At 31.5% G+C, this 17426-nt stretch carries 15 protein-coding genes; 4 read left to right on the forward strand and 11 right to left on the reverse strand.

The annotated features are described in order from the left end of the window. Positions 1-32: 32 nt before the first annotated feature. The 3 genes from HN894_17295 to HN894_17305 all read right to left on the reverse strand — a co-directional run bounded on the left by HN894_17295 (position 33) and on the right by HN894_17305 (position 2032). Complete coding sequence (locus HN894_17295; GenBank protein MBT7145080.1) at positions 33-656, reverse strand: hypothetical protein; 624 nt, start codon at positions 654-656, stop codon at positions 33-35. Between the two features lie 792 nt (positions 657-1448). Beyond that, positions 1449-1799: a DUF5615 family PIN-like protein gene (locus HN894_17300; GenBank protein ID MBT7145081.1), complete on the reverse strand. Its 351-nt coding sequence runs from the start codon at positions 1797-1799 to the stop codon at positions 1449-1451. Between the two features lie 2 nt (positions 1800-1801). Further along, positions 1802-2032, reverse strand: coding sequence for a DUF433 domain-containing protein (locus tag HN894_17305; GenBank protein ID MBT7145082.1), 231 nt, complete (start codon positions 2030-2032; stop codon positions 1802-1804). A gap of 265 nt (positions 2033-2297) precedes the next feature. Here HN894_17305 and HN894_17310 point away from each other — a divergent pair, with 265 nt between their 5' ends. Further along, positions 2298-3719, forward strand: a complete 1422-nt coding sequence (locus HN894_17310) for an MFS transporter (GenBank protein ID MBT7145083.1) — start codon at positions 2298-2300, stop codon at positions 3717-3719. 93 nt (positions 3720-3812) lie between these two features. Here HN894_17310 and HN894_17315 read toward each other — a convergent pair whose 3' ends face one another. Together HN894_17315 and prmC are read right to left on the reverse strand one after the other, a co-directional pair. Then, the gene (locus HN894_17315) at positions 3813-4277 is read right to left on the reverse strand and encodes a RecX family transcriptional regulator (GenBank protein ID MBT7145084.1); all 465 of its coding nucleotides are present in this window, start codon (positions 4275-4277) and stop codon (positions 3813-3815) included. 10 nt (positions 4278-4287) lie between these two features. Further along, complete coding sequence (prmC, locus tag HN894_17320; GenBank protein MBT7145085.1) at positions 4288-5142, reverse strand: peptide chain release factor N(5)-glutamine methyltransferase; 855 nt, start codon at positions 5140-5142, stop codon at positions 4288-4290. 122 nt (positions 5143-5264) lie between these two features. On the opposite strand from prmC, the gene HN894_17325 reads away from it, so the two are divergent. The 3 genes from HN894_17325 (at position 5265) to cls (ending at position 8723) form a co-directional block, all read left to right on the forward strand. After that, entirely contained in the window at positions 5265-5750 is a 486-nt protein-coding gene (locus HN894_17325; GenBank protein ID MBT7145086.1) for an RNA polymerase sigma factor, read from the forward strand. 12 nt (positions 5751-5762) lie between these two features. Continuing rightward, positions 5763-6962, forward strand: coding sequence for a hypothetical protein (locus tag HN894_17330; GenBank protein ID MBT7145087.1), 1200 nt, complete (start codon positions 5763-5765; stop codon positions 6960-6962). Positions 6963-7253: 291 nt separating this feature from the next. Continuing rightward, positions 7254-8723, forward strand: coding sequence for a cardiolipin synthase (gene cls / locus HN894_17335; GenBank protein ID MBT7145088.1), 1470 nt, complete (start codon positions 7254-7256; stop codon positions 8721-8723). An 18-nt stretch (positions 8724-8741) separates the two neighbouring features. Here cls and HN894_17340 read toward each other — a convergent pair whose 3' ends face one another. The 6 genes from HN894_17340 to HN894_17365 form a co-directional block, all read right to left on the reverse strand. Beyond that, positions 8742-9884, reverse strand: coding sequence for an arsenic efflux protein (locus HN894_17340; protein ID MBT7145089.1), 1143 nt, complete (start codon positions 9882-9884; stop codon positions 8742-8744). Between the two features lie 85 nt (positions 9885-9969). Continuing rightward, positions 9970-10911 carry a hypothetical protein gene (locus HN894_17345; protein MBT7145090.1) on the reverse strand — a complete coding sequence of 314 codons (942 nt, stop codon included), beginning with the start codon at positions 10909-10911 and terminating at the stop codon, positions 9970-9972. A gap of 141 nt (positions 10912-11052) precedes the next feature. After that, positions 11053-11412, reverse strand: coding sequence for a hypothetical protein (locus tag HN894_17350; GenBank protein ID MBT7145091.1), 360 nt, complete (start codon positions 11410-11412; stop codon positions 11053-11055). 42 nt (positions 11413-11454) lie between these two features. Beyond that, on the reverse strand, positions 11455-12936 hold the full coding sequence (locus HN894_17355) for a hypothetical protein (GenBank protein ID MBT7145092.1): 1482 nt from the start codon (positions 12934-12936) through the stop codon (positions 11455-11457). Between the two features lie 55 nt (positions 12937-12991). After that, entirely contained in the window at positions 12992-16369 is a 3378-nt protein-coding gene (locus HN894_17360; GenBank protein ID MBT7145093.1) for a methylmalonyl-CoA mutase family protein, read from the reverse strand. A 164-nt stretch (positions 16370-16533) separates the two neighbouring features. Next, entirely contained in the window at positions 16534-17391 is an 858-nt protein-coding gene (locus HN894_17365) for a universal stress protein (GenBank protein MBT7145094.1), read from the reverse strand. Positions 17392-17426 lie beyond the last annotated feature (35 nt).

The raw sequence follows: 17426 nt of genomic DNA on the forward strand, positions 1-17426 counted from the left end.
AAGGCTATAAAACAAACAAATGGACAGGCTTATTAATTCAAGATTTTGTTTTGAAAAACTGGAAATTTAAAATTAGCAAAAGAACTGCTCAACTCTGGCTGTCGAAAGTATTGTGATTCTTTTTCATGCGTTTGCCCTGCTAATTTTGCAAGTTCTGCATGAGAATATATTAAAGCTGCAGTACCGCTTCTTTCCGGTTCTTTTCTTGGCACAGCCATTTTACTTTCAAAAAATGCCTGCGTAGCCTTGGCTCCAAAAACAAAAGCAATAATACCTACCCAATATTGGTCTATTCCAATATCATAAAAATCGTTTGCATCCCATCCTACTTTTAATAATAGTAAACAAATAACATTTGTCATCATAAATACTACAATCCGCATTGTACTTACTTCTTTATTTTGGTCTTTTAAGAGGGAAGGAAAAGCTAAGGAAACTCCAAGCATTATTATGAAAAATGTGATAGATACATTCTCCCCGTTTAAGAGTGCATTTCCGTTTGTTGAAAAAACTAATTTGAAAAGCAAGTATAGTATTCCAATAAAAATTAAAGCAAAACCAACAAACTGTATAAAAGAAATTTTGTATTCTTGGTTTTCTATTAGCTTTCGATCTTTATAATGTTTTTTGAACCAGTTTGATATTTTTTCATTCATAAGATTTAAACTATTTAAGATTAAATATAAATTAAAAAAACTAACTAATTACAAATATACGATTCCATAATTTATTGTCAATATTTAGACTAAAATTATTATGAAATGCTGTGAAAAAAAATAGTAATATAATTATTTCTTGTACAGCAAAACATAAAACCAATATTTTTCTGTTAATTAATAAGCAAATATAAAAATATTTTCCGTAATACAATCAAAATTGTAATATTTTAAAATGTTTTCTTCAAAAATAACAGATTATCAAACTTTATAACGTTTTTTTGCTTAACTATGTTTAAATTCCAGTTGTGTTTGTAATCGGCATTTAGATCGTTTTTTGAAAAGTCAGTCCAGTAAATCTTTAGGGTTTGTAAATAAATAAACTATCCATTTGTACTTGTTCTTTTGTCCATTTTCTTCATTATAAAAGTATTAAATAAACTGTGGCTATTCGCAACTTTTATGCCTTAAAAATGAACAATCCCGATGTATCGGGACGTGCAACTTGAATCCTTTATTTATTTACAAACCCTTAGTCCAAATAACAGAGTTGTAGAAACAAATAAGTATCTTGCAATTTCACTACTTATTTCTGCTGGTTTTAAATCCACAAACAACGCAAGAAATCCAAGAGGTAAGGTCGTTAAATTTCTAATAAATTGATAATATGAATATCAATGTTTTTACTGACTACTGGCAAATTTATTAATTCTTTTATCAATACTCTTTTGTGTTATCAAACAATAGTTTTCAGATGATTATAATTTTAGTTCTAAATTTAAATAGCTTATTTTATGAAGTTTTCATCCTTAATCCTCTTTTAGTCAATACTGAAAAATTGCCCTTTAACTTTTCATAATGTTTTTCAATTATTTCTAATACAATTTCAATTCGTTCTTTTCGATTAATTTCATTTAAACGAATTAATAATATTCCAGTGTGTTCAAATCTTAACCGATATGTCAATTCTCCAAAATCCTTGTCTTCTGTAATTAATAAACTTCGGTTTGCTATAGCTATTTTTAATACTTCAGTGTCTTTTATACCGGAAAAGTCCTCCAATATCGACAAAACAATTATTCCATTTTGTCTCAATCTAATAATTATTCCAAAATCGACACTCTCATCTACAACAAGTTTCATTTTTATGAAGCTTTTGAAAATACAATCTCATTTTTTATCGAATCTGATGCAAACAATAGACAAGCAGCTATATCGTCTTTTGTTGTTTTAGGATATGCTTCAGTTAAATCTTGAATAGTATCGCCGGAGGCTAATTTCTCTAGAATTAAATCTACTGGAATCCTTGTATTGATTATTACCGGTTTTCCATACAATCTCTCAGGATTCGATTCTATATGTAATGTCCAGTCAATCATATTTTTATTTTAAATTTCCTATTATTTCGCTAATACAAAAATAGGAATATTTTTCAAAATACATTCAATGTTCAACTAACTTCAATAATACAAGTATCATATTTGTTTAAATAAATAACAGATTATCAGCATATAAAAATAGATATAAGTAAAATTTCAAAAGCAATAAAAACAAACTCTAACACAAATCATTTGCAGAAACATATAAATATCCTACTTTTAGCCTCTTGAAAAAATGAATTTATTAACTTAATTTAAAAATATGAATAATATTACACAATCTCTTAGAGATTCGAAAGGTGCCAGATGGGGAGCACTTGCCGTTGTTTCGTTTACAATGATGACAGGTTATTACATTAATTATGTAATATCACCACTAAAACCTCTTCTCGAAGATCATTTTGGTTGGAATAGTGTTGACTTTGGCTTATGGAATAGTGCCTACGGTTGGTTTAATGTTTTTTTCCTAATGTTGATTTTTGGAGGAATTATATTAGATAAAATTGGTGTTAGATTTACTGGTATTGGTGCGGCTTTATTGATGATTGTGGGAACTATTTTACAATATTTAGCAATTGATGGTATATTTCCAATGGAAGGTCTCTTCTTTGAAGGTTCTTTTTTAGAAATGAAATCTCAAATATTTTATGGAGCACTTGGCTTTGGAATTTTTGGTGTAGGAGTAGAAATTGCGGGTATTACTGTAAGTAAAATAATTGTAAAATGGTTTAAAGGAAAAGAACTTGCCCTTGCTATGGGGCTCGAAATGGCTACTGCACGTATGGGTACTGCTCTTGCTTTAGCACTTCCGTTACCAATGGCAACAATTTGGTTTGGAACAAAAGAACTTCCTGCACTTTCTGCTCCATTAATGTTAGGTATAGGTCTATTAGTTGCCGGATTTATTGCTTTTCTTTGGTATATATTTATGGATAAAAAATTAGAAGCATCAGAGGGGGTTTCTGATGAAGTTAGCGAGGAGGACGAATTTAAAATAAGTGATATATTAACAATCCTTACAAATAAAGGATTTTGGCTAATTGCTCTTCTATGTGTTTTATTCTATTCAGGAGTATTCCCATTTCTATATTATGCTACTGATTTAATGATTAATAAATATAACGTTGAGCCTGATTTTGCTGGTGCAATTCCGGGTCTTTTACCATTTGGAACAATCTTATTAACACCATTTTTTGGTAATATTTACGATAGAAAAGGAAAAGGTGCTACAATTATGTTAATAGGTTCGGTTATGTTGTTAGTAGCCCATACTATCTTTTCAATACCGTTTATTGATAATTACATTGTAGCAATTGCACTTATTCTTTTCCTTGGAGTTACATTCTCGTTAGTGCCATCTGCAATGTGGCCCTCTGTACCAAAAATTATTCCCGAAAAACAACTTGGAACAGCTTATGCTCTAATTTTTTGGGTTCAAAACTGGGGATTAATGGGTATTCCACTATTGATAGGATATGTTTTAGATAAATATAATCCTGAAGTGATTGATGCAAGAAAACTGTTGGAAGAAGGTCAAGATGTTGTTGTGCCTCCTTATGATTATACAGCCCCTATGATTGTTTTTGCAGCCACAGGTTTGTTGGCAATATTTGTAGCAATTGCTTTGAAAGCCGAAGACAAGAAAAAAGGATATGGTCTGGAGCTTCCTAATATTGAAAAATAGAATTCTGAAACCATAAATAAAAAAAACCACAGCTCTTTAGTTGTGGTTTTATTATTTCTGGCAAACTCCAATATTTTTATTGAAACTAAATTTTTATTTTTGGTCAGGAATTACGAAATTGAAACAAATATCCTGTTCGTAGCCCCGGCTCATTCCAAATCTGATAAGTTTGTTTTTTCTTTCTGCCTCATTTTTGGCAGAAATACTTTTCGCTTTTTTTTCTAATTCCTTAAAAATAATTGTTAAATACTCATCTTTAGGAATTTTGTTCATAGCATGTGAAATATTTTCCTCGGAAATCCCTTTTTGTTTCAAGGCAAACATAATCTTTATCTTACCCCATTTCAATATTCTTAGTTTTTCGTTGGTGAAAGAAGAAACAAATCGTTTTTCGTTTATAAAATCTTCATGAATTAAATCTTCAATAATTTCATCAGTTTCTTCTTCGCAAATTCCCCAGCTTTTTAATTTTATGCGAATATCTTTTTTGCATTTTTCGGTTTTTGAACAAATGTTTTGTGCTTGTATTAAAGCTTGCTTTTTATCTTTTTTTTGCATGTTTTTCTTTTCAATTCAAAAGTTTGGCTCTAATCATTCTGAACTTATCGTTAATATCTTTTTTTATCAATATTTCACAAAAGCCTTTTTGTGAAAGCAATTCAGCTGTTTGTTCTGCCAGATTTTCATTTATTTCCAAATATAAATTCCCATTTGTTGAAAGATGCTTTATTGCAAAATTTGCAATTGCTTCATAAAAAATCAATGGATCTTGATTGCTAACAAAAAGTGCTTCGTATGGTTCAAAATTTAGAACATTTTTTGCCATTAGCGATTTTTCTTGCTCACGAACATACGGTGGATTGCTGACGATAATATCAAATTTTGCAAATCTCTTGTTAGATTCAATATCTAAAATATTAAATTTAGTGAAGCTTATTTCAGCATTATTTGATTGTGCATTTTTTTTTGCAATTTCTAGTGCTTTTTTAGAAATATCTATAGCTAAAATTTTTACTTTTGGGAGGCTTTTTTTCAGAGAAATTGCAATGCATCCGCTACCGGTGCCAATATCAATAATTTTCGATGCTGTATTTTTAGAGTCATTTACAATCCAATCTACAAGCTCTTCGGTTTCGGGACGTGGAATTAAAACATCTTTATTTACAGAAAATGTTAAATCATAAAATTCTGTTTTGCCGAAAATATATTGTAAGGGTTGATACTCTTTAAGCTTTAAAACTATTTTTTTAAGTCGATGAATTGAATTCTCACTAATTTGAAAGTCTTGCTGAATATGAATTTCAGGTTTCGATAGATTTTCTAATTCATTAAATATTAAATATATAAAGCTCTGTATCTCTTCTTTTGGATAAAAATCGGACAATTCTGTGGTAGAAAAACTTATCGCTTCTTTTAAATTCATACTATTTTAGTTGAATGAAAATATCATAGAAAATACAAAATGACAAAATAGACAAAAAAATGAAAAATAATTTGTAACAAATAGTATTTTAGTTCCGTCATAAATTAAATTTGAAATGTTAAATGACAACTGAGGAGTATAATATTAGTGTTGAAAATTTTTCTGATGGAGCTTACAGGTTCATTTTAAAAAATATTAGAGATCAAAATAAGGCTCAGGATATAGTTCAGGATACTTATGAAAAATTGTGGATAAATGTTTCTATTGTTGATTTTAAAAAAGTAAAATCCTACATTTTTTCAACTGCCTATCATACTATGATTGACCTAATCAGAAGGGAAAAACGAAAAGTTGATTTTGAAGAGGTAAATTTGCTTGACTATTCGCACAGCGAGCATTATAGCGATTTGAACGAAATTCTGAACGAAGCCATTGATAAACTTCCCGATATTCAAAAATCGGTGGTTCTGTTACGCGACTATGAAGGATATTCTTACAAAGAAATAGCAGAAATTACAAATTTGAACGAATCGCAAGTGAAGGTGTATATTTTTAGAGCACGGAAATATTTGAAAAATTATATTGTTAGTACAGAAGTAGTTGTTTAGAAAAAAGCTGAGATGAAAATAAATATTAATAATTATCAGGAGTATTTTATAGATTATTTCGATGGGAATCTTGATTTTCTGCAAAATAAACAATTATTCAATTTTTTGGATAAACACCCAGATATAAAAACTGAATTTGAGCAATTCGAAGAAATAAAAATCAAGCCCGAAACTATAAAATTTCCTTTCAAGGAAAGTTTAAAAAAAAATATTGCAAGTCAATCTTCAATTAATGAATCAAATTTTGAAGATTTTTGTATCGCAAAATTAGAAAATCAACTCACTGAAAAGCAATCAAAAGAATTTGAAGACTATATTTCTGAGAATCCTGAAAATCAAAAAACTTTCAATTTATATTTAGAAACCAAAATAAAACCTGAACTAAATATTTTGTTCAACAAAAAATCATCTCTAAAGAAATTCAATCTTCAAGCAAAAAAACTTATTCCATATTTTTCGATTGCTGCATCAATTATTATTGTCATTGGATTGTATTTTTATTCAAATAAATTTGTCGTAGAAGAAAATCCAAATTTTGCTGATAAAAATGACACTTCTAAAATCCAAATTGAAATTGTTTCTGATAAAAACCAAAATGCAGAAATTGAAGGAAATATTGAATCGACAGAAGAGAAGCAAAAAAGTATAATTCAAAAGCCAAAAATTCTAAATAAAACTGAAAATATAGCTGACAAAAATTGTCCTAAAACAGAAAGAATTAATAAAATTGATTCTAAAGAAGAAATTATTAATGGCGATTTGAAAAATAAATTTTCGGAAAATTTGGCTGAAGCAAGAATCGATTCTTTCAAATATATAGTTCCTGCAAAAACAAATTTTTCGAAAGATACGCTCATAAAAAGAGACTTAAAACCTCAGACTGTAGATGGGACGAATAATATGAATCAAAAATATGAGAATATTACACAAAAAGAACCAATTGCTGCTGCAAGTAAAATGCCTCAGATTCAGGACGATGATTATGTTTCTGTCAAACAATTTTTTGTAAATATTTTGAAAAAGAAAATTTTCAAAGTGAATGAAAATGAGAGGGTAGATTTTTGGCATGTTGCTGATGCCGGATTGAACGGAATAAATAAAATTACAAAGTCGAAAATGAAATTGAAAGAAAAATCGAATGAAAATTCGTCAATTGTAGAATTTAGCTCCGAAAAATTTGCTTTTGCCATCCCTCTAAAAAAGGATAGGTAAGGAAGCAGTTTCCATGAAATCTTTTACCTCAGCTAAAATATTGCATATTTGAATTGAAATTTCGCCGTTTTCTTATCCTTAAATCATTAAAATTTGATAGCAATTTTTTATCTTTGTTGCTTTGGGTAATTATTTTAATTGATAGTAATGAAAGAATATGTTGTGCCATTTTGCGACTCCTGTCATGTGTTTTTTTTACACAAACTTGTCATGCTTTTTTCTAACAAGTTTTATAATGAATTGAACGATATCCTCAATCTAAAAATAAAATTTGCTATTAATTAAACTTCAATGAATATTTTCAATTGGTTCGGAATAGAAGGGATATTTTTCTGGATTATTTATGTAGCCTACCTACTTTCAATAATTTTTACGATAACCATAATTATTCTCGAAAATCGGAATCCGGTTAAGACAATTTCATGGCTGTTGGTCTTGATAGTATTGCCTTTCCTTGGCGTAATATTTTACTTATACTTTGGAAGAAACTTCCGTAAACAAAAATTCTTTAACCGCAAAGAAATCTCCGATATTGAAAGTTCAAGGATGTTAAATCCGGAGCAAATAGACGATTTGTCGAATATTGAATTTTTACAAAATGACGACATAAAAAGCAAAATCAATATTATCAAGCTTTTGGTTAACAATAACAAATCTTTGCTTACGGAACATAATGATATTGAGGTTCTGCAAAATGGGATTCAAACTTTTGATTCAATAATTTCTGAATTAGAAAATGCAAAACATCATATCAATTTAGAATATTATATTATTGAAGAAGATAATATTGGCAATAAAATTAAAGATATTCTTATTCGTAAGGCAAAGCAAGGTGTATTAATCAGGTTAATATATGATGATGTTGGTAGTTGGAGTTTGAGCAGCGATTATGTCGATGAACTATTGAATGCCGGAGTCGAAGTTTATGGATTTATGCCGGTTCGTTCATACATTTTTGCAAATAAAATAAACTATAGAAACCACCGCAAAATAATTGTTGTTGACGGAAAAGTAGGATTTGTGGGTGGGTTGAATATTGCAGATCGATATATTCAGGGAACAGAAGAAATTGGCTTTTGGCGAGATACGCATCTGCGACTTGAAGGCGATGCGGTGAATAGCTTGCAAGCAATATTTTTCATCGACTGGTATTTTGTAAGCCAGAAACTTGTGAATGATGAAATATATTTTCCAAAACATAATATATCAAAAAAGCATCTTGTTCAAATAGTTACAAGCGGTCCCGACTCCGATTGGGCAAGTATTATGCAAACATATTTTTCGGCGATAGCCACAGCTCAAAAATATGTCTATATTTCAACACCATATTTTCTTCCAAACGAAAGTATTCTTACTGCTTTGAAAACAATTTCGCTAAGCGGGATAGATGTTAGAATTATTATTCCTGAAAAAATTGATTCATTTCTGGTAAATTGGAGTTCGAAATCTTATGTCGCAGAATTGCTCGAAGCCGGAATAAATGTGTATTTCTACCGTAAAGGATTTTCTCATAGCAAGTTACTTATGGTTGATGATGTTATTTCATCAGTAGGAACTGCAAATATGGACATTAGAAGCTTCGATCAGAACTATGAAGTAAATGCAATTATTTACGATTTTGAAATCAACAATATTTTGAAAAAATCGTTTTTGGAAGATATTAAGAATAGCTACAAAGTTGATATTAACAAGTTTAATAAGCGACCAATCTTTGAGAAACTCAAAGAATCCGTTGCACGATTGTTTAGTCCTTTGTTATAAAAGTTTACTTAGTTTTCACTATAAAATATATAGTCCAATTATTCCAGCTCCAAGTCCAACCAAAAGATTTATCAATTTCACCAAAACAAAACTCTTTTTAGATTCAGCAAAAAGAGGCAAAGCCCCGTGCCCGTCTTGAACTATAGAACTTGCCAGCAAGGTGCTAAACGGAATTGTCCCTTCGAAAAACAATGTTACAAAAACTAAATGCGGGCCAGATTCTGGAATCAGGCCAATCAGAACTGCAACCAAAAGAATTATTAGTTGATTATCTTTCAGCCAAATGTCAATGTCTAAATAGTTTATCAAAATATTTATAAAAACTAATGCACCGAATGTCCAAAGAAAAATCTTAATAAAGTGTTTTTTAATAATATGTTCCCAAAGATGCGATTCGAGGAAATGATCGGGTACTGTAGCTGCAATAAAAAGAGCGCAAAGAGAAAGAACTAAGAATGTTATACTTATCCAATTCCAATGTGTAAAAAGTTCGTTGTCGCCATGAAGCTCATGATGATGTTCTTCTATATCGTCTATTTCATGATCGTGGTCATGGTGAACAATTTCTGCTTGTGGTTCTTCATTGTGGATATGCCCAATTTTGCCAGATGAAAGAGCAAAAAGAAAAATAAATAATCCGAAAATAATTATTGCTCTGTGAAAACTAATGTTCTTAAATTCTTTGAAAATATTAAATCTTTTCCGTCCATGGCAATCGTTTTCTTCTTTGTGAATTTTGAAGTGAAAAGTTTGATGAGAGAGTTTAGTTTTTGGTACTTTGAATAAATTAATAATAAATCCACTAAGGATAGCAATTCCAAAAATAATTGCAGTAATTTTGATAGTTTCCTCAGGAATCATTGAGAACATAACAAAAGCCTCGTCGCCAGTAGTTGCAATCATAACCGTAACCAATGCTCCAAAACTAAAAATATTGTGAGTATATAGAGAAACTACAGTGTATGCACCCAGACAACCAGGCGTAATTCCAAGTAAACCGGCGATAAGAAGTTGCGAAATTGGAGATTTTTTGAGTTTTTCGCTCCAAGCACCTTTCGATTGCACATTCAAATATTCTACAATCAGCATCATGATCATTACGAAAGTAACTATCATGATGGTATGATTAAATAGTTCAGTCAAAACACTTAATATTTGCATTTTATGGGATTTGTTTTAGTCGTTTGTTTTAGTAGTTCGAAACTTTTAGTTAGGAATTATCTAATAAAATTATCCAATTTCAAATTTATTTTTTCCATAAATCTAAATACACAGGCAAATGGTCGCTATATCCATCGTGATATTTCGATCCAAAATATGTTCTATTTGGCTTTATCCCTGAATACTGATTGTCGGTTTCTAACAAATAGTCAGGACTGAAAATTTTTGCATCTGTCTTTGAGCAATTAGTTTTCGATTCTTCTAATAAATTTCCTGAAACTATAAATTGGTCGAAATAGTTCCAAAAACCTTTATATTTAAGAGTTCCTTGAGCATGTGATTCTTTATAGTGATAAAACAAATTATAGAGTTGCTTTTCTTGAATTGTATCTAAATTTGATTTTGCTTCCAAAATTTTAAGTAAACTTTTATTGTCGGGATCGTCGTTGAAATCGCCGGTAATAATAATATTTGCTTCTGCGTCTTCAGCAAAAATAGAATCTATAGTATGTTTTAGAACAGACGCAACAAACATACGTTTTGGTTCCGATTTTAGTTGGCCGCCCCAGCGCGATGGCCAATGATTAACAAAAATATGTAATATTTCTTTCTTATGAATTTTCCCTTTTACATATAAAATGTCGCGTGTTTTTCTTGAATTTTCTTCTGGGAAATTTATTTCAATTGCATCGTAACTTATTGGTGAAAATTTGTTTTCGCGGTAGAGTAGGGCTACGTCAATCCCGCGTCCGTCTGGCGAATCTTTGTGGATAATTTTATATCCAACTTTTGAAAGAGGTGTTTTTTCGATAAGGTCTTCCAGAACTTTACGATTTTCAATTTCGCAAAGTCCAACAATTCCGGGAGCTTCCCAAGTGCCTACCGCTACTATTGTTTTATATATATTGTTAAGTTTTTTGTTGTACTTATTGAAATTCCAATGTTTTTTACCATCAGGTAAAAATTCACTGTCGTTTGTTAAAGAGTCATTGTAAATGTCAAATAGATTTTCAACATTGTAGAACATGACTCTCAAATCTCCTCTTTCTGGAGTTTTTGCTGATTGATGTAGATTTGAAGCGTGTTTTTTACCTGTTTTGCAGGAAATAAAAATAAACACGAAAATTATCGAAAAAGTAAAATGTAAGATATTTTTCATTATTTCTTATCAAAAGGTTAAAACTTTATCACAATCTGTTGTCCATTTTGCTAACTGTTTCATGTTGCTCAATTGTACACTGTCAATCAATTGTAGTTCATGGATTCCGCGAGCCTCAGAACAACCTCCGCAGAGTTTTATTTCTGCTCCTTTATGTAAAACAGATTTCATCAAGCGTTCGATATTATAAAATCCATTTGGAGTTTTTTGATTTGGCAAGCCACAAAAAACTGCATCAGCCAGCAAAAATACTTTTATTTCGGTTTCCTCATGTTCGCTCAAAATTGTATTTGCCAATCGTAGAGCATTGTAGGCTTTTTCTGTTCCATAAGGAGCATCATTTATAATTATTAGAATTTTTTCTTTCATAAATAGGAATTAAAAATATATTCTTCAACTTTGAACTTTCAACTACTCCACTCTCTCGAAAGCACCAATATCAGATGTAGAATTTTCAAGTCGTTTGTTTCCATTCAAATCAATCGGGAACATCAATGAAATGTTGATATTTGCTTGATCTTTAGCTGCCGAAAGTGTATCTAATTGATAATCGAAAGGGCTGATTGTAGAAATAAAATTTGGTTCTAAATTATATTTTATATTAATAAATGTTTCAGTATCAGTTGTATCAACTCCTGGTTCATACATTTTCATCAAACAATGATCAAATTTATAATTAAAAATTCCTTCGTTAGGGAAGTAATCGAAACCAATTTCGTCCTCAATACTTCCATAAATAAGACAATTTCCAAAATATGCTTCCTCCAAGTCTCTAATTTGAAAATTACCATAAACATCTTTATAATAATTGTTTAGCAAAAGAGCAGCTTGACTTGCACGGCTCGAATGAGTCCAATAGTTTGCTATTGTACAATGATTGAACCTATATTTTCCACCAATTGACAATGCTACCGAATGCTGACCACAATTTGCAATTACACAATTATCTGCCTCAATTACAGCTCCTTGTGCGAAAATGCCTATTGCATTCATATTTTCAATTTTCGTATTCGATATTTTCAGTGTTGGATTAGAGTTAAAAACCGTATCGACATGGAGGCCAATTATTGCATTTTTTATTATTGCATAATTTATTTCATTATTAATACTCCCGCCATAGAGCCAAATTCTGTCCCATTGTCCAGGCAGTTCATCATAAAATTCTTCGAGCCTGTCGCCCTGAAAAACAACTTCATTTCCTAATTCTCCGTTTACTTTTAGAGAGCCTCCGGGCCACACTATGATTCCCGAATTATAATGAAAATGAATTTGAGTTCCTGCTTCAATTGTAAATATGTCGTTCGCATCAATCCCGACATAACCATACACTACATGTGGTTTTTCGTTTGTCCAGACAGGATTTTCGTGGATAGTATGATATGGGAAATGAAAAGTATCTACTCCCGAAATAAACTGCATATAAGTATTTGCTGAATGAAAAAACGCATCTTGTCCCCAAGCCACCAAATTGATATCCTGAATATTTCCATTTGTGCTGAAAATGATGGAATCTGTTATTATCAGAGGAGAATTTTGATCGTTCGGATCTACTGTAACTTCAATAAAAATGTACATGCTATCGTTTGCAGCGATTTCAATATTTTCGGTTTCGATTGTTTGGACTCCATTAATATTTAGTCTGAAATTTGAAATGTCTCCACCTGCCAAATATATTTCCGAAATTTGAATTGTTTTATTATGCTTATTTAAAACTCTTAACTGTTGGGTAGTTGAGCCAATAGTCGTAAAAACAGTATCGAACAATACAGTATCCATTGAGAATGATAATTTTGCATCTGTGTCGGTTATAAAACTATCTTTTTGACAGGAAAAAAAGAAGGAAATCACGAGAGAAAGAAATATCAGAAATTTGAGATAATTGCTATAATTCATAGTTTGTAATTAATATTTAATCCACTTAGTTATCGGGATATAACTCATAATCAATCTACATATTTCGTCGATATTGTCCACCAACCTGAAATAATGCTTGGGTAATTTGTCCAATTGAACAATATTTTGAAGCTTCCATTAAACTTTCAAAAATATTTTGGTTTGACACAGCAGCTTCTTGTAGATTTTTAATTTGAGTTTTAGATTCTTTTTTATAGGTTTTATGCAGTTCATCAAGCATTTCTATTTGATATTCTTTTTCGGTTTCTGTGGCACGAATTACCTCACCCGGAATAATTGTAGGGGATCCTTTCGACGAAAGAAAAGTATTCACACCCATAATCGGAAGTTTTCCCGTATGTTTCAGAGTTTCATAATATAGCGATTCTTCTTGAATTTTGCTACGTTGGTACATAGTTTCCATTGCACCAAGTACTCCTCCTCGTTCGGTAATTCTGTCAAATTCCATTAATACGGCTTCTTCAACTAAGTCAGTAAGTTCTTCGATTATGAACGAGCCCTGTAGTGGATTTTGATTTTTTGCCAAACCTAATTCGTGATTAATTATCATTTGGATTGCCATAGCTCGCCGAACTGATTCTTCGGTTGGAGTTGTGATTGCTTCATCGTAGGCATTGGTATGCAGAGAGTTACAATTGTCGTAAATTGCATATAAGGCTTGCAAAGTTGTCCTGATATCATTAAAATCTATTTCCTGGGCATGTAGCGAGCGACCAGAAGTTTGAATATGATATTTTAGTTTTTGCGATCGGCTGTTTGCATTATACTTCAATTTCATTGCTTTAGACCAAATTAATCTTGCCACTCTGCCCAAGACTGAATATTCTGGATCGACACCGTTTGAGAAAAAGAACGATAGATTTGGAGCAAATTTGTTGATATCCATTCCGCGTGAAACGTAGTATTCTACGTATGTAAATCCATTTGTAAGAGTAAATGCAAGTTGCGAAATCGGATTTGCACCAGCTTCAGCAATATGATAGCCAGAAATTGATACTGAATAAAAGTTTCTTACATTATTATTAATAAAATATTCTTGCACATCTCCCATTAATTTCAATGAAAAATCTGTAGAATAAATGCAAGTATTTTGAGCCTGATCTTCCTTCAAAATGTCGGCTTGAACTGTTCCTCGAACACGACAAATTGTTTCAGCTTTAATTTTGCTGTATATTTCTGAAGGCAAAACCATATCACCTGTTACGCCAAGTAGAAACAATCCAATACCATCGTTTCCGTCCGGAATTTCTCCCTGATATTTTGGACGAATAGTTCCTTTTTCTTTATAAATATTTTCAATCTTCTTATCGATTTCGTCTGTTAGACCATTTTTACGAATATAAATTTCGCATTGCTGATCTATTGCTGCATTCATAAAATATCCAACCATGGTAGGAGCAGGCCCGTTTATTGTCATAGAGACCGAAGTTTTAGGAGCTGCAAGATTGAAACCTGAATATAGTTTTTTTGCATCATCAAGGCAAGAAATTGATACACCGGAATTTCCTATTTTCCCATAAATATCAGGTCTTTTATGCGGATCTTCTCCATATAAAGTTACAGAATCGAAAGCTGTTGAAAGTCGTGCTGCAGGCAAACCTTTCGATACGTAGTGAAATCTGCGGTTTGTACGTTCAGGTCCTCCTTCGCCAGCAAACATTCTGGTAGGATCTTCACCTTCTCTTTTGAAAGGAAAAACTCCTGCAGCAAATGGAAATTCGCCAGGTACATTTTCTTTTAAGTTCCATTTCAGAATGTCGCCCCAGGCTTTATATTTTGGCAATGAAATTTTTGGAATTTGAAGATGAGATAAGGATTCGGTGTGTGTTTCAATTTTTAGTTCATTATCTCTGACCTTAAAAATAAATTCTTTTTGCTTGTATTGTTGGGTTTTGTCTTCCCAATTTTCGATTATTTTTTTATTGTGTCCATCAAGATTCAGACTTGTTTCTTCATATTTTTTGTTAAGCTCTGAAATCAAATTTTGTTTCGGTTCTTCATCTATTGAAAGAATCTGCTTTGACATTTGTAAGCTATAGAGTTTCTGTGCAATATTTGATTGATCTTCAACCCAATTGTTATAATTTCGAGCAGTTTCAGAAATTTCTGAAAGATATCTTGTTCGATGAGGAGGAATAATAAATAGTTTCTCGGACATTTCATTCGATGGAGTCATCGATGATTTCAAGTCGATATTCGATTTTTCTTTAACTTTCTCAACTAAAGCTTTGTAGAGCTGATTAACACCGGGATCGTTAAATTGAGATGCAATAGTTCCATAGACAGGCATTTCTTCGAAATCTACTTCGAACAACATCTGATTTCGTTGAAATTGCTTTTTTACATCTCTGAGAGCATCGAGCCCACCTCGTTTGTCGAATTTGTTAAGTGCAATAATATCGGCAAAATCAAGCATGTCAATTTTTTCTAATTGAGTAGCTGCGCCATATTCCGGAGTCATAACATACATAGACAAATCGCTATGGTCAACTATTTCTGTGTCGGACTGGCCAATTCCGGAAGTTTCTAAAATAATCGTATCAAAACCAGCAGCTTTAACAATATTCACAGCATCGCGAACATATTTCGATAGGGCAAGATTCGATTGCCGTGTTGCAAGAGAACGCATATATACTCGTTCATTGTTAATAGAATTCATTCTGATTCTATCTCCAAGCAAGGCTCCACCGGTTTTTCTTTTCGAGGGATCTACTGAAATAATTGCAATGGTTTTTTCAGGCAAGTCGCTCAAATATCTTCTTACTAACTCATCAATTAATGAGGATTTTCCTGAGCCGCCTGTTCCTGTTATGCCTATTACCGGAGTTTTTTTGTTTTCCGCAAGTTCATAAATCTCTGAAAGTAGTTTTGAAACTTCTTTAGGATAATTTTCGGCACTCGATATCAAACGGGAAATAGAATTTATATCTTTTTTAAGAATACTTTCAAGTTTTATGCTTTGGTTTTTTCCTGTTGGGAAATCAGATTTTTCGAGCACATCGTTTATCATTCCCTGCAATCCCATTTTTCTGCCATCGTCGGGCGAGTAGATTCGTTCAATTCCGTAATTGTGCAATTGCTCCATTTCGTCTGGTAGAATTACACCGCCACCTCCACCAAATATTTTGATGTGTTCAATGCCTTTTTCAACCAATAAGTCTTGCATGTATTGAAAAAACTCAATATGTCCGCCTTGATATGAGGTAATTGCAATTGCCTGAACATCTTCTTGAGCAGCACAATCTACAATTTCTTTTACTGACCGGTTGTGTCCAAGATGAATTACTTCAGCACCTGTTGATTGAATTACTCTTCGCATAACATTTATTGAGGCATCGTGTCCATCGAATAGAGCTGCAGCAGTAACAATTCTAATATGATTTTTTGGTTGATATCTTTCTTTAGCAAGCATATTTTAAGTTTTATTCTTTGTATTTTAAAGTGTTAATGAAAAACGGAAAATTGACTTAATCAGAGTTTAATATTTTATCATTTAGTATAAATAAAAAAAACAACAGAATTCTCCGTTGTTTTATAAGTTTCGAATATTTAATATTCATTATATTGTTTTTGATTTTAGCCAAACCCTCCAGTTCTGTAAACGTCTGAACGAGGATTTACGCACATTACTGAAATCTTCATCGAATTGGAAATTACATATTGTTCAGTTGTTCCCACAATATAATCTTGAAGTCCAATATTTCGTGTTGTCATTATAAGAATTAGATTTGTATTTATCGTATGTGCAAATTTGATAATTTCTTCAGCAAAATTTCCTTTCCCTTCGGCAGTGGTGATTTCGTATAATACATTTCTTTCCTTAAGGAATTTTTTCGCAAAATTTAGGTTTGCAGTAGTTCTTTTTTTCAAAAGTTCATCGGTAACATTAGGTGTGAAAATCTGTATTTTAGATTTAAAACTTTTTGCCATATAGTTTGCCCAAAGTAGTTTTTCTTTATTTTCTGTCCTAAAATCAACAGGAAAGACAATGTCGTTGTTGTCTCTATATTCGTATGGAGCTTGCACTACCATATATGGCACTTTTGAACCAACGATAACTTTTAAAGCTCTACTGCCTGTAATTTTTTGCATTCCGGTCATTCCGTGAGTTCCCATTATGACCATATTTGCATTCTCTTCTTCGGCAATTTTGTTTATGGTGTTAAAAATATTCCCTGATTGAACAATCACTTTGGGCTTTATTTTATGTTCACTAATAATCTTTGCAGAAACTTCATTGAGCTTTTGAGTAGCATTTTCAATTTCTTTTCTTTTTCTCGAGCTGCTTGAAAATACACTACCTTCGTCGATTATATGAACAATGGCAATATCATTTTCTAAAATTCGTGAAATTGGTATGGCATGACTTAAAGCATATTCAGCAATTTGCGAAAAATCCCAAGGGACTACTATTGTGTCTTTCTTATGGTGCATAACAACATTTTTACAATTAAAATTCAAAATTAAAT

It is taken from the genome of Bacteroidota bacterium (assembly GCA_018692315.1).
Lineage (GTDB): Bacteria > Bacteroidota > Bacteroidia > Bacteroidales > JABHKC01 > JABHKC01.